The following is a 12,814-nucleotide window of genomic DNA, read 5'->3' as shown; positions in this document are numbered from 1 at the left end:
GCTGAGGCCGCCACCACCGTGGACATCCACTGGATCGGCCTGGCCGGCCCCACCGCCTCCGGCAAGACCGCAGCCGCGCTGGCCATCGCCGCGCGCCGGCCGGTGGAGATCGTCAGCGTGGATTCGGCCCTGGTCTACCGCGGCATGGACATCGGCACGGCCAAGCCCACGCCCGCCGAGCGCGCGGCCGTGCCGCACCACCTGATCGACATCCTCGACCCGTCCGAGGCCTACAGCGCAGCGCGCTTCGTCGCCGACGCCACACGCCTTTCGGCCGAGATCCGCGCGCGCGGCGCGCTGCCCCTGCTGGTGGGCGGCACCATGCTCTACTTCAAGGCGCTCATCGAGGGGCTGGACGCGATGCCGCCGGCCGACCCCGCGCAGCGCGCCGCGCTCGAGGCCGAGGCCACCGCGCGCGGCTGGCCCGCCATGCATGCCGAGCTGGCCCTGCACGATCCCGCCACCGCGGCCCGGCTCGCCCCCAACGATTCCCAGCGCATCCAGCGCGCGCTCGAAGTCTGGCGGGTGACGGGCCGGCCGCTGTCGTCCTTCCACGGCGTGCGCGACCCCCAGGCCGCGCCGCGCCACCTCCTCGTCACGCTGGAGCCGCGCGAGCGCGGCTGGCTGCACGCCCGCATCGCCGAGCGCTTCGACGCCATGTTGGCCGGCGGCTTCCTCGACGAGGTGCGCGCCCTGCGCGCGCGCGGCGACCTGCATGCCGAACTGCCGTCCATGCGCTGCGTGGGCTACCGCCAGGCCTGGCAGGCGCTGGACGCCCTGCCCGCGCCCGACGCCCCGCTGCCACCGGCCGCGCTGACCGCACTGCGCGAGCAGGGCATCGCCGCCACGCGCCAGCTGGCCAAGCGGCAGATCACCTGGCTGCGCGCCATGCCGGCGCGCGAGGCCGTGGCCTGCGACGCGCCCGACGCGCTGGCCCAGGTGCTGGAGCGCATCGCATGACGCCGGCCCTGGCGGTGGACGGGCTGGCCAAGCGCTACGGCGAGGCCACGGTGTTCGCCGATGTCACGCTGCGCGTGGCACCGGGTGAGTTCGTCGCCATCGTCGGCGAATCCGGCGTGGGCAAGTCCACTCTGCTCAACTGCATGGCCGGGCTGGACCACTGGGATGCCGGCCGCGTGCTGCTGGCAGGCAAAGACCTCGCGGCGCTGGACGACGACGCGCGCGCGCGGCTGCGCCGGCAGGCGCTGGGCTTCGTGTTCCAGGCCTTCCACGTGTTGCCGCACCTGGACGTGGCGCAGAACGTGGCGCTGCCGCTGATGCTGCTGGGCCGGCACGACGCGGCCGCCGCGGTCGATGCCATGCTGGACGCCGTCGGCTTGCAGGGCCTCGCCGCGCGGCTGCCCCAGCAGCTCAGCGGCGGCCAGCTGCAGCGCGTGGCGATCGCGCGCGCGCTGGTGCACCGCCCGGCCCTGCTGCTGGCCGACGAGCCTACCGGCAACCTGGATCCGGGCACGGCCGCGCGCGTGATGGACCTGCTGATCGCTCAGGTGCGTGCCCACGGCGCCGCGCTCGTGCTCGTGACGCATTCGGAGGCCGCGGCCGCACGCGCCGACCGCGTGCTGCACCTGACGGCGCAGGGCATCGCCGATGCCCGGGGCTGAAGCGCCCGCCAGCGTGCTGCGCACGCTGCTGGCCAGCTACTCCTGGCAGGAGCTGCGCCAGCACCCCTGGCGCAACGCGGCCGCCGTGCTGGCCGTGATGCTGGGCGTGGCGCTGGCCTTCTCGGTGCACCTGATCAACGCCTCGGCACTGGACGAGTTCGCCAGCGCCGTGCGCAGCGTCAATGGCCAGCCCGACCTGGAACTGCGCGCTGCGCAGGGCGGGTTCGACGAAGACCTGTACGCGCGCGTGGCCGCCCATCCGCAGGTCCGCCACGCCAGCCCCGTGCTGGAGCTGCAGACGCTGGCCGGCTCCGACCGCGCCACCCAGCGCGTGCCGCTGCGCGTGCTGGGCCTGGACGCGTTGCGCGTGGCGGCCTTCGCGCCGCAGCTGCTGCCTGCGCCCACGCCGGGCCTGGCCGGCGCGCGCGAAGCCTGGTTCGCGCCGGCCACGGTGTTCCTCAACCCGGCCGCCCAGCAGGCGCTGGGCATGGATGGCGTGCAGCTGCAACAGGGCCTGGCGCTGCGACCCGTGCGCGTGGCCGGCACCGTCGCGGCCGGCGGCCCGCCGCTGGCGGTGATGGACATCGGCGCCGCGCAGGATTTGTTCGAGCGCCTCGGCGAAATCTCGCGCATCGACGTGCAGCTGGCGCCCGGCACCGCGCGCGACGCCGTGCTGGCCGCGCTGGCCCTGCCGCCCGAGGTGCGCGCGCAGACGCCAGGCCAGGATGCGCAGCGCGTCAGCAACCTCTCGCGCGCCTACCGCGTGAACCTGACGGTGCTGGCGCTGGTGGCGCTGTTCACGGGCGCCTTCCTGGTGTTCTCGGTGCTGTCGCTGTCGGTCGCGCGGCGCACGCAACAGTTCGCACTGCTGGGCGTGCTGGGCCTCACGGGCCGCGAGCGCCAGCACCTGGTGCTGGCCGAGTCCGCGGTGCTCGGCTTGGTCGGCAGCCTGTCCGGGCTGGCGCTGGGCACGGCACTGGCGGCCGCGGCCCTGCGGCTGCTCGGGGGCGACCTGGGCGGCGGCTACTTCAATCAGGCGGCCCCGCCGCTGCAGTGGAGCCCGGCGGCCGCCGCGGTCTACGGCCTGCTGGGCATCGCCGCCACACTGGCCGGCGGCTGGTGGCCGGCCCGTGCCGCACAGAACCTGCCGCCTGCCCAGGCGCTCAAGGGCCTGGGCCATGCGCCGCCAGGCCGCCGCCGGCAGCTGTGGAGCCTCGTGCTGCTGGCGCTGGGCGGCCTGCTCGCGCTGGCGCCGCCGGTGGGTGGCATCGCGCTGGGCGCCTATGTCTCGGTCGCCCTGTTGCTGGTCGGCGGCATCACGGCACTGCCGCTGCTGATCCAGGCCCTGTACGACCGGCTGCAGCCGCGCGTGGCCCAGCGGCTGCTGCCGCTGCTCGCGGTGGAGCGCGCGCGGCGCGTGCGCGAGAGCGCGGCCGTGGCCGTCAGCGGGGTGGTCGCGGCGCTGAGCCTGGCGGTCGCGCTGACGGTGATGGTGGCGAGCTTTCGCGAATCCATGATCGACTGGCTGGACCAGGTGCTGCCGGCCGACCTGTACCTGCGCCCCGCCGTGGCCGCCGGCGATGCGCTGTTCTTCTCTCCAGAGACCGTGGCCGCGGTGGCCGCCAGCGAAGGCGTGGCCCGCGTGGCCACCACGCGCCAGCGCGCCGTGCAACTCAACCCCGAGCGGCCGGCCGTGCAGCTGCTGGCGCGCAGCATCGCCGACCCGGCCAGCAGCCTGCCGCTGGTGGGCGCGGCGCTGCCGGTGCCGCCCGGCATGTTGGGCGTGTACGTCAGCGAGCCCATGGTCGACCTGTACGGCGCCACGCCGGGCAGCCGGCTGGACGCGCTGGCCGCCGCGGCGTTCCCCCAGGCGACCGCGCCGCCACTGTTCGTGGCTGGCGTGTGGCGCGACTACGTGCGCCAGTTCGGCACGGTGGTGGTGCCGCAGCAGGCCTACCAGCAGCTCTCGGGCGACCTGCGCATCAACGACATCGCGCTGTGGCTGGCGCCCGGCACCGATGCCGCGGCCCTGCAGCAGCGCCTGCGGGCGCTGGTCGAGGCGCAGGCCCCCGGCGCCGGCGCACTGCTGGAGTTCACCTCGGTCGGCGCCCTGCGCGCCAACTCGCTGCGCATCTTCGACCGCAGCTTCGCCGTGACCTACTGGCTGCAGGCCGTGGCCATCGGCATCGGCCTGTTCGGCGTGGCAGCCAGCTTCAGCGCCCAGGTGCTGGCGCGGCGCAAGGAGTTCGGCCTGCTCGCCCACCTGGGCCTGACGCGCCGGCAGATCCTGGCCGTGGTGGCCGGCGAAGGCGCGGCCTGGACGCTGATCGGCGCCATCGCCGGCCTGGCGCTCGGCCTGGCGGTGGCGGTGGTGCTGGTGCACGTTGTCAATCCGCAGAGCTTCCACTGGACCATGGACCTGCACGCCCCCTGGGGTCGGCTGCTGGCGCTGTGCGCGGCCGTCGTCGCTGCGGGCACGTTGACGGCCTGGCTGGCCGGCCGCGCGGCCGCGGGGCGCGACGCGGTGCTGGCCGTCAAGGAGGACTGGTGAACCGGCAGCGCGGCCTGGTGCTGCGCGGCGCGGTTGCCATGGTGGCCTTCTGGCTTGCCGTGATGGGGCTGTTGTACTGGGCCATGGACCGCTGGCAACAGCCGCGTGCGGCACGCGTGATGGCCACGGGCGAGCTGGTGATCCCGCGGCATGCCGACGGCCACTTCCGCATCGCTGGCAGCATCAATGGCGAGCCGGTGCTGTTCCTGGTCGACACCGGCGCCAGCGTGGTCAGCGTCAGCGAAGCCCTGGCACGCCGTGCGGGCCTGGAGGGTGGCGAGCCTGCGAGCTTTCGCACCGCCAATGGCGTGCGCGCAGGCCGCATGGTGCGGGCCGGCAAGATCGCTCTGCAAGGGGGCGCGGCCGTGACCGGCTTGCGTGTCGGGGTCGGTCTGCAGATCGGCGCCGACGATGCCCAGGCGCTGCTGGGCCAGAACTTCCTGCAGCACTTCGAGGTCCACATGGACCGCGACACCATGCAGCTGCGCGCGCGGGCAGACTGAACTCGGCCAAGAGGCCAATGGTTTATGGAGAGGGGGCACCGAAGTGCCAATGACGCGCCCTGCGAAGAGCGGAAGAATCCTGGAGGAGCTACGGGGAATCGAACCCCGCTTCTCAGAATGAAAATCTGATGTCCTAACCGATAGACGATAGCTCCGGAAGCTAGTATTCTAGCCCAGAAATTTGGCACTTCTGGCGCAGGGGCTGAAAATTACACAAAGAATTTGCAGCAGCAAAACGGTACTTGCAAAGCAAAAAGCCGCCTCGGTGAGGCGGCTTTGCGTTGCCAGAGGAACTGTATGTTCCCCGTCAAGCTTTCCGAAAACCCGAACGCTGGTTCCGTTCAGAAGGAAAACTTGGTAGGCGCGATTGGACTCGAACCAACGACCCCCACCATGTCAAGGTGGTGCTCTAACCAGCTGAGCTACGCGCCTGTCGTAAGCCCACGATTATAGCCACGGTTTTGGGACTCTGTCACCTACCGCGCAAAAAATTATCGCCGGCGCGCGGAGCGCACGCCCTGCACCTCGGCCACCACGCCCAGCACGCGCGCCAGGCGGGCCGCATCGGCCACCTCGACCGTGAAGGTCATCCAGGCCGTGCCCTTGACGGACTGGGTCTGCACGCCGATCACGTTCATGCGCTCCTTGGTGAAGACATCGGAGATGTCGCGCAGCAGGCCCTGCCGGTCGGCCGCCTCCACTGCGACATCGACCGGGTACACGGCCTTGGTCTCCTGGCGTTGCTGGCCCCACTCGACCTCGATCACGCGCTCGGCATTGCGCGCGGCCATCTCGCGCAGGTTGCTGCAGTCGGCGCGGTGGATGCTGACGCCCTTGCCGCGCGTGACGAAGCCGACGATGCCGTCCGGCGGCGCCGGCTTGCAACACTTGGCCAGCTGGGTCATCAGCGAATCGATGCCCACCACCAGCACGCCGCCCTTGCTTGCGCTGCGTGCCTTCTTGAGCAGCGGCACGTCGTCCTGCGGCGGCGCGGCGGGGCGCAGCAGCAGCTCGATATTGCGCAGCGAATACTCGTCCTTGCCGACGACCTCGAACAGCCCGTCGGCCGACTTGAAGCCCAACTGCGTGGCGATGTCGTCCAGCTTGAGCGCGGTCTTGCCCTCGCGCTGCAGCAGCTTCTCGACGGCCTCGCGCCCGCGCGCCACGGTGGCGTGCAGTGCCGCCGCGTTGAACCAGGCCCGCGCCTTGGCGCGCGCGCGGTGGCTGGCCAGGTAGCCCAGCTCGGCATTGAGCCAGTCACGCGAGGGCCCGCCCTCCTTGGCCGCCGTGATCTCCACGGTCTGCCCGTTCTGCAGCGGCGTGTTGAGCGGCACCATCACGCCGTCCACGCGCGCGCCGCGGCAGCGGTGGCCCAGGTTGGTGTGCAGCGAATAGGCGAAATCCAGCGGCGTGGCGCCGGCCGGCAGTTCCACCACGGCCGCATCGGGCGTCAGCACGTAGATGCGGTCGCTGAGCAGGTCCGTGGCGCCGCTGGCCGGCAGCCCCTCGGGCCGCATGGCGCCCGACAGGTCGCGCTCCCAGGCCAGCAGTTGGCGCAGCACGGCGATCTTGGCGTCGTAGGTACCGCCGGCCGAGACGCCGGCATAGCCCTTGGCACCGGCCTCCTTGTAGGCCCAGTGGGCCGCCACGCCATGCTCGGCATGGTCGTGCATGGCCTGCGTGCGAATCTGGATTTCGATGGGCTGGCCCAGCGCGTCGCCTTCCAGACGCGGCCGCACCACGGTGTGCAGCGACTGGTAGCCGTTGCCCTTGGGCTTGGCGATGTAGTCGTCGAACTCGCCCGGCACGGGCTGGAAGTGCGCATGCACCCAGGCCAGCACGGCGTAGCAATCGGCCACGGCGGGCACGATCACGCGCAGCGCGCGCACGTCGAAGACCTGGGTGAAATCCAGCGACTTGCCACGCATCTTCTTGACGATGCTGTAGATGTGCTTGGGCCGGCCTTGCACGGTGGCGGCCAGACCCAGGGCGCGCAGCTCGGCCTCGACCGCCGCGCGCAGCTCGGCCATGCCGGCCTCGCGCTCGACGCGCTTCTCGTCCAGCAGCCGCGCTACCTCCTTGTAGGTGACAGGCTCCAGGAAGCGGAAGGCCAGGTCCTCCATCTCCCACTTGATCTGCCAGATGCCCAGGCGGTTGGCCAGCGGTGCGAACACCTGCAGTGACTCGCGCGCCATGGCCTCGGCCACCGGCGTCTTGCTGGCGGCATGCCAGCGCAGCGTCTGCAGCCGCGAGGCCAGGCGCAGCATGACCACGCGCAGGTCGCGCGAGAAGGCCAGCAGCATCTTGCGCACGGTCTCGGTCTGCACACCGGCGTCGTCGACCAGGTGCCCGGACGACAGCGCGCCACGCGACAGCCGCTGCACGCGCATGAGCTGGGTGGTCTCCACAGCCAGGGTGGCGAAGTTCTCGCCGAAGGCCTTGGCGATGACCTCGTGCGGCCGGTTCAGGTGCACACAGGCATGCACCAGGTAGCTGGCCGCCTGCATGGCCTCGGAACCGCCGACGTCGCGCAGGATGGCGGCCACGGCGTCGGCGTGGGACAGCGTGTTCTCGCCCGAATCCAGCGTCTCGTCGGCGATCAGCGGTTCGGCGAAGGCGCGCGCACGCGCCAGCGCATGGACCTGGTCGGCCAGCAGGCGTTCGCTGGCCGCGATCAGGTCATTGACGGGAACGGGCGTGGTCAGGGGCCCGGTGGGCTGCGCACTGGAAACCTTCACATGCAGCTCTTCACTTGAGGAACGCCACGACCGCCTGGCGCTGGTCATCGGCCACCAGCGTAGGCGCATGGCCGACGCCGGCGAACTCCAGCAGCCGCGCGCGCGGGCCGCGCAGCACCATCTGCTCGGCCGTGGCGCGCGTGAGCAGGTCGGAATCGGCCCCGCGCAGCAGCAGCGTGTCGGCCTCGATCCGGTCGTACAGCTGCCACAGCATGGCCTCGCCCTGCTCGGCCACCTGCTGCGTCAGCGCGCCGAAGGGCTCGGCGATGCGCGGGTCGTAGTGCAGCACGAGCGGGCCGTCCGGCGCGCCCGCCACGGCCGGCCGCACCATGTGGCGCGACAGGTCGAGCCACTGCTGCGGGCTGTGCGGGCCGAAGCCGGTGGAAACGGCCCACATGGCCGCTGCCGCCTGCTCGAGCGAGGCGTAGGTTCCGCTCTTGCCCAGGTAGGTGCCGATGCGCTGCAGCGCATCCCACTGCACCACCGGGCCGACATCGTTGAGCACCAGCCGGCGCACGGGCGCCGGCAGCGGCAGACCGGCCTGCCCGGCCACCACCAGTCCGATCAGGCCACCCATGCTGGTGCCGACCCAGTCCAGCTGCGTGATGGGCGACTGCGCCTGCAGCTGCGCCAGCATGGCCAGCATGTCGGCCGCGTAGACCGGCATCTGGTAGTGCGCCGGGTCGGCCAGCCAGTCGCTGCGGCCACGGCCCACCACGTCGGGACAGACCACGCGCATGTACGGCGCCAGCACGCGCGCCAGCGCGTCGAAGTCGCGGCCCTGGCGCGACAGCCCGTGCACGCAAACCACCACGTGCGGATTGCCGGTGTCGCCCCACTGCCAATAGGCCATGCGGTGGCCGTCCGCGCCGCCCGGTGCGGCCGCAGGGCCAGGACAGACGACATGGTGCAAAACAGGAGCAGTCATGGTGCGGGATTCGTTAAATTTGCGGCCAGCTGGCCCATCCTAAAGGATAGGCGCTGGCGCTGCAGTGCGGGCCGGCCCGCGGGTCCGCCGAATGGCGTACGCGGGCGGCCGTTCGGACTCAGCGCAGTTGCACGCCGCCCGAAACCGTCACCGTCACCATGCTTTTGCCGGCCTCCACCGGCACCGGGGCCGAGTCGGCGTACGAGGCCTTGGCCTGCATGGGCATCATGCGCGGACGCGGCATGCCGCCCTCGTCGGCCATCACGGACACCTCGCGCAAGCCGTAGTCGGCAAAGCCGAAGCTCTTGGCGATGTCGGCCGCCTTGGCCTTGAACTGCGCGATGGCCTGGGCCTGGGCCTGGCCTTCCACGCGCGCGCGCTCCTCGCGGCTCAGGCTGAACGCGACCTGGCCCACCGTGAGCCCCTGCACGCGCCCGGCCGCGCTGCTGATGCGGCCGAAGTCGCGGCCCTCTAGCACGATCTCGGCCGTGCCCTGCCAGGTGCTGATGCGGCCTTCCTTGGTGTAGCGCGGCGATAGGCTGAAGGCCCCGCTGCGCACGTCCATCTGGCCGGGCTGGGCGGACTTGCGCGCCTCGGCCAGCGCGGCGTCGATGGCGGTCTTGAGCTGGCTCTGCACGGCGGCGGCGTCGGCCGCCTCGCGCGTCGTGCTGAGCGTCATGGTCAGGAAGTCCTGCGGCACCTCCACCACGCCGGAGGCAGACAGCTGCACCACGTTCTGCGGCACCGGCTGCACGCCCTGGGCATGCGCGGGCAACAGGACGGCGGCGCCCAGGCAGACGGCCAGCAGCGAAGAATGCAGACGGAAAACGGACATGGAGGATGGGCCTTTCATCAAAAAAACGGACCGTAGCACAGCACCTGCCGGGCCACGCATCCATGGTCGACGCAAATCGCATACACCTTATGAAGCCTGCGCGCGTACTTGTAACAGTGTGTGCCGGACGGGGCTTTTTGCCGGAATCGCGGCCGGACCGTTGCAGAATTGCCGCTGTTACACATTTATCAGCCAGCCCATGTCCCAGACTTCTTCCCGGCCCGACAAGATTTTGGTAGTGGATGACGACTCGCGCATCCGCGATCTGCTGCGCCGCTACCTCGTGCAGGAAGGCTTCGAAGTCATCCTCGCCGAAGACGGCAAGGCACTGAGCCGGTTGATGCTGCGCGAAACCGCCGACCTGATCGTGCTCGACCTCATGATGCCCGGCGAGGACGGCCTGTCGATCTGCCGGCGCCTGCGCGCCGCCAACGACCGCACGCCCATCATCATGCTGACCGCCAAGGGCGAGGACATCGACCGCATCGTCGGCCTGGAGGTCGGCGCCGACGACTATTTGGGCAAGCCTTTCAACCCGCGTGAGCTGCTGGCCCGCATCCACGCCGTGCTGCGCCGCCGCCCGGTCAAGGAGGCGCCAGGCGCACCGTCCACCGACAACGAGGTCACGAGCTTCGGCCCCTTCGCGTTCGACCTGGGTGCGCGCACGCTGCGCAAGAACGGCGACGAACTGCCGCTGACGACCGGCGAGTTCGCCATGCTCAAGGCCCTGGTGCGCCATCCGCGCCAGCCGCTGTCGCGCGAGAAGCTGGCCCTGCTGGCGCGCGGCCGCGAGTTCGAGCCCTTCGACCGCAGCCTGGACGTGCAGGTCTCGCGCCTGCGCAAGCTGGTGGAACAGGACGCCGCCGCGCCGCGCTACATCCAGACCGTCTGGGGCGTGGGCTACGTCTTCGTGCCGGACGGCGCCAACTAAAGGCAGCGCGTTCGCCCGTCGTGCCGTTCAGTCGCAGCACGCAGCCCCCGGATTTCCCGGACGCCACCAGTCCGGCGCCGCTGGAGCTGCTGCCCCCCAAGAAGAGCATGGTCCGGTCGCTGCTGGCGATCAACATGTTCTGGCGCACCTTCATCCTGCTCGCCATGCTGCTGCTGGGCAGCATGCTGGCCTGGCTCAAGACCATGCGCGAGCTCGAATTCGAGCCACGCGCGCTGCAGACGGCCCAGCAGATCGCGGCCCTCGTCAACCTCTCGCGTGCTGCGCTGCAGTACGCCGACCCGATCGCCCGCGTGTCCCTGCTCAAGGCCATGGCCGAGCAGGAGCGCGTGCGCATCGCGCCGCACGAACCCAGCGACCGCTATGTGCTGCTGGACGACGACGCGCTCGACCGGCGCATCGTCTCGGCGCTCGAGTCGCGCCTGGGCGCAGGCACCGTGGTCGCCAGTTCGGTCAACGGCGAGCCCGGCCTGTGGGTCGGCTTCACGATCAACGGCGACCCAAACTGGCTGCAGACCGACCGCGAGCGCTTCAACCCGGGCGGCGGCCGCACCTGGCTGGTCTGGCTGCTGACCACGGGCGGCGTCTCGCTGGCCGGGGCGGCGCTGATCGCCGGCCTCATCAACCGTCCGCTCAAGCGCCTGCTGGTGGCCACGAGCCGCGTGCGCGAGGGCGATTTCGACGCCGGTCAGCTCGACGAAGGCGGCGTGACGGGCGAGATCCGCGAGGTCAACATCGGCTTCAACCGCATGGCCCAGCGCCTGGCCAAGATCGAGCAGGACCGCGTGGTCATGCTGGCCGGCATCTCGCACGATCTGCGCACGCCGCTGGCCCGGCTGCGGCTGGAGACCGAGATGAGCGTGGTCGACGCCGATGCGCGCGCCCACATGGTGGCCGACATCGAGCAGCTGGACCGCATCATCGACAAGTTCCTCGACTACGCGCGGCCGGACCACATGGACCTCAAGCCCGTGTCGCTGAACAAGATCGTCGACGCCTGCTGCTACGCCGTGCGCGACCACGAGGACATGCGCATCAATGTGCAACTGCCCGAGCCACTGATGGTGATGTCGGACGCCACCGAACTCGCGCGCGTGCTCTCCAACCTGCTGGAGAACGCGCGCCGCTACGGCAAGACGCCCGGCTCGGACGTGGCCGACATCGACATCGTGGCCAAGGGCCGCGACGAGTGGGTGCTGATCAAGGTGCGCGACCGCGGCCCCGGCGTCAGCGAGTCGCAGCTGGCCGACCTGGCCAAGCCCTTCTTCCGCGGCGACACGGCGCGCACAGCGGCCACCGGCGCGGGCCTGGGCCTGTCCATCGTGGACACCGCCATCCTGCGCATGGGCGGCGTGTTCCAGCTGGCCAACACGCGCTCGGGCGGGCTGGCTGCCCACATCAAGCTGCGCCGCGCGCTGCGCTGATCAGGCAGAACGCTCGAGCAGCACGGCGGCGCGCGCCTCCATGCTCTGGCCCTGGCCCACGGGGCCGAGCTTTTCGGCCGTCTTGGCCTTCACGTTGACCTGGTCGACGTCCAGTCCCAGTGCCTGCGCGATGCCGGCGCGCATGGCCGGGATGTGCGGCATGAGCTTGGGCGCCTGGGCGACCACAGTGCTGTCGATGTTGCCGATGCGCCAGCCCTTGGCCGCCACGCGGCGTGCGGCTTCGACCAACAGCTTCATCGAGTCGGCACCCGCGAACTGCGGGTCGGTGTCGGAGAAGTGCGTGCCGATGTCGCCCAGCGCGGCCGCGCCCAGCAGCGCATCGGTGATGGCGTGCAGCAGCACGTCGGCGTCCGAATGGCCCAACAGGCCCAGGTGGTAAGGGATGGCGACGCCACCGATGGTGAGTTGGCGACCGGGCACGAGCGCGTGCACGTCCCAGCCTTCGCCGATGCGGAAGTTCATGTCTTGCCCCTGGCCCGGCCGCGCAGCACCTGCTCGGCCAGGGCGAAATCCTCGGGATAGGTGACCTTGAAGTTGAGCGCGCCGCCGGGCACCAGGCGTGGCGCCAGGCCCAGCGCCTCGATGGCGCTGGCCTCGTCGGTCACGGCGTCGGGGTCGCTTGCCAGCGCCGCGTCCAGCGCACGGCTCAACAGACCGATGCGGAACATCTGCGGCGTCTGCGCCAGCCACTTGTCGGCGCGTGCCAGCGTCGCGGCTACGCGGCCGCTGCCGTCTTCCTGCTTGAGCGTGTCGGGCAGCCGGTGCGCGAGCAGGCCGCCGACGGAGTCGTCCCGGCAGGCGGCGATCAGCGCCTCGATCTGGGCTGGCGTGACCAGGCAGCGTGCCGCGTCGTGCACGAGCACCCAGTCGTCGCCGCGCGCGCCCTGCTCGAACAGGTCGTGCAGGCCGTTGCGCACGCTGCGTGCACGCGCGGGCCCGCCACAGTCGCGTACCACACAGGGCGCGCTGTGGCGCTCGAAGAAGTCGTCGCCGGGCGCCACCACCACGAGCACGTCGCGGATGGTGGGCACGGCCGCGAACGCCGCCAGCGTGTGCATCACCATGGGCTGGCCGGCGACGCTCTGGTATTGCTTGGCCAGGGTCGCACCCGGCGCCTGCGCGCGGCTGCCACTGCCCGCGCAGGGAATCAGCGCATAGAACCGCGCCGAGGCTTGGGAATCAGTCATTGCCGCGATTCTAGAAAGCCGGGCGCCCTGCCTAAAATGCGGCCAGCACCCCCCGC

11 protein-coding genes and 2 tRNA genes are annotated in these 12,814 nt (G+C 71.2%); 6 read left to right on the top strand and 7 right to left on the bottom strand.

Annotated features, from left to right (window positions below; all coding sequences use genetic code 11):
• Positions 1–18 precede the first annotated feature (18 nt).
• From miaA to ASF45_RS06000, 4 genes are read left to right on the top strand one after another with little or no spacing between them, the layout of a single operon-like run.
• On the top strand, positions 19–960 hold the full coding sequence (gene miaA, locus ASF45_RS06015) for a tRNA (adenosine(37)-N6)-dimethylallyltransferase MiaA (protein ID WP_056658618.1): 942 nt from the start codon (positions 19–21) through the stop codon (positions 958–960).
• Entirely contained in the window at positions 957–1,622 is a 666-nt protein-coding gene (locus ASF45_RS06010) for an ABC transporter ATP-binding protein (RefSeq protein ID WP_056658616.1), read from the top strand. The genes miaA and ASF45_RS06010 overlap by 4 nt, the downstream gene beginning before the upstream one ends.
• A complete protein-coding gene (locus ASF45_RS06005) occupies positions 1,609–4,173 on the top strand; it encodes an ABC transporter permease (RefSeq protein WP_056658614.1) in 2,565 nt (854 codons plus the stop codon). Before ASF45_RS06010 ends, ASF45_RS06005 begins: the two co-directional genes overlap by 14 nt.
• The gene (locus tag ASF45_RS06000; RefSeq protein ID WP_235580830.1) at positions 4,170–4,676 is read left to right on the top strand and encodes a TIGR02281 family clan AA aspartic protease; all 507 of its coding nucleotides are present in this window, start codon (positions 4,170–4,172) and stop codon (positions 4,674–4,676) included. Before ASF45_RS06005 ends, ASF45_RS06000 begins: the two co-directional genes overlap by 4 nt.
• 80 nt (positions 4,677–4,756) lie before the next feature.
• On the opposite strand, the gene ASF45_RS05995 is transcribed toward ASF45_RS06000, so the two are convergent.
• The 5 genes from ASF45_RS05995 to ASF45_RS05975 form a co-directional block, all read right to left on the bottom strand.
• Positions 4,757–4,831, bottom strand: a tRNA-Glu gene (locus tag ASF45_RS05995).
• Between the two features lie 200 nt (positions 4,832–5,031).
• Positions 5,032–5,108 (bottom strand) — tRNA-Val (locus ASF45_RS05990).
• Positions 5,109–5,167: 59 nt separating this feature from the next.
• Positions 5,168–7,462, bottom strand: coding sequence for a bifunctional (p)ppGpp synthetase/guanosine-3',5'-bis(diphosphate) 3'-pyrophosphohydrolase (locus tag ASF45_RS05985; protein WP_082550825.1), 2,295 nt, complete (start codon positions 7,460–7,462; stop codon positions 5,168–5,170).
• A complete protein-coding gene (locus ASF45_RS05980) occupies positions 7,425–8,342 on the bottom strand; it encodes an alpha/beta fold hydrolase (RefSeq protein ID WP_056658599.1) in 918 nt (305 codons plus the stop codon). Before ASF45_RS05980 ends, ASF45_RS05985 begins: the two co-directional genes overlap by 38 nt.
• Positions 8,343–8,460: 118 nt before the next feature.
• Positions 8,461–9,177, bottom strand: a complete 717-nt coding sequence (locus ASF45_RS05975; protein ID WP_156472865.1) for an SIMPL domain-containing protein — start codon at positions 9,175–9,177, stop codon at positions 8,461–8,463.
• A 199-nt stretch (positions 9,178–9,376) separates the two neighbouring features.
• On the opposite strand from ASF45_RS05975, the gene ompR reads away from it, so the two are divergent.
• A complete protein-coding gene (gene ompR / locus ASF45_RS05970) occupies positions 9,377–10,108 on the top strand; it encodes a two-component system response regulator OmpR (RefSeq protein ID WP_056658593.1) in 732 nt (243 codons plus the stop codon).
• Positions 10,109–10,128: 20 nt separating this feature from the next.
• Positions 10,129–11,550: a sensor histidine kinase gene (locus tag ASF45_RS05965; protein ID WP_056658590.1), complete on the top strand. Its 1,422-nt coding sequence runs from the start codon at positions 10,129–10,131 to the stop codon at positions 11,548–11,550.
• Here the strand turns inward: ASF45_RS05965 and ispF are convergent, their stop codons facing one another.
• Positions 11,551–12,033, bottom strand: coding sequence for a 2-C-methyl-D-erythritol 2,4-cyclodiphosphate synthase (gene ispF, locus ASF45_RS05960; protein WP_056658582.1), 483 nt, complete (start codon positions 12,031–12,033; stop codon positions 11,551–11,553).
• Positions 12,030–12,758 (bottom strand): 2-C-methyl-D-erythritol 4-phosphate cytidylyltransferase, encoded by a 729-nt coding sequence (ispD, locus tag ASF45_RS05955; protein WP_056658579.1) that lies wholly within the window; start codon positions 12,756–12,758, stop codon positions 12,030–12,032. Before ispD ends, ispF begins: the two co-directional genes overlap by 4 nt.
• Between the last annotated feature and the right edge of the window lie 56 nt (positions 12,759–12,814).

The sequence above is a fragment of the Pseudorhodoferax sp. Leaf265 genome, from assembly GCF_001422365.1.
Taxonomy (GTDB): Bacteria; Pseudomonadota; Gammaproteobacteria; order Burkholderiales; family Burkholderiaceae_C; genus Pseudorhodoferax.
Note: the sequence above shows the minus strand (reverse complement) of the source record. Positions and strands in the feature narration are given on the sequence as shown.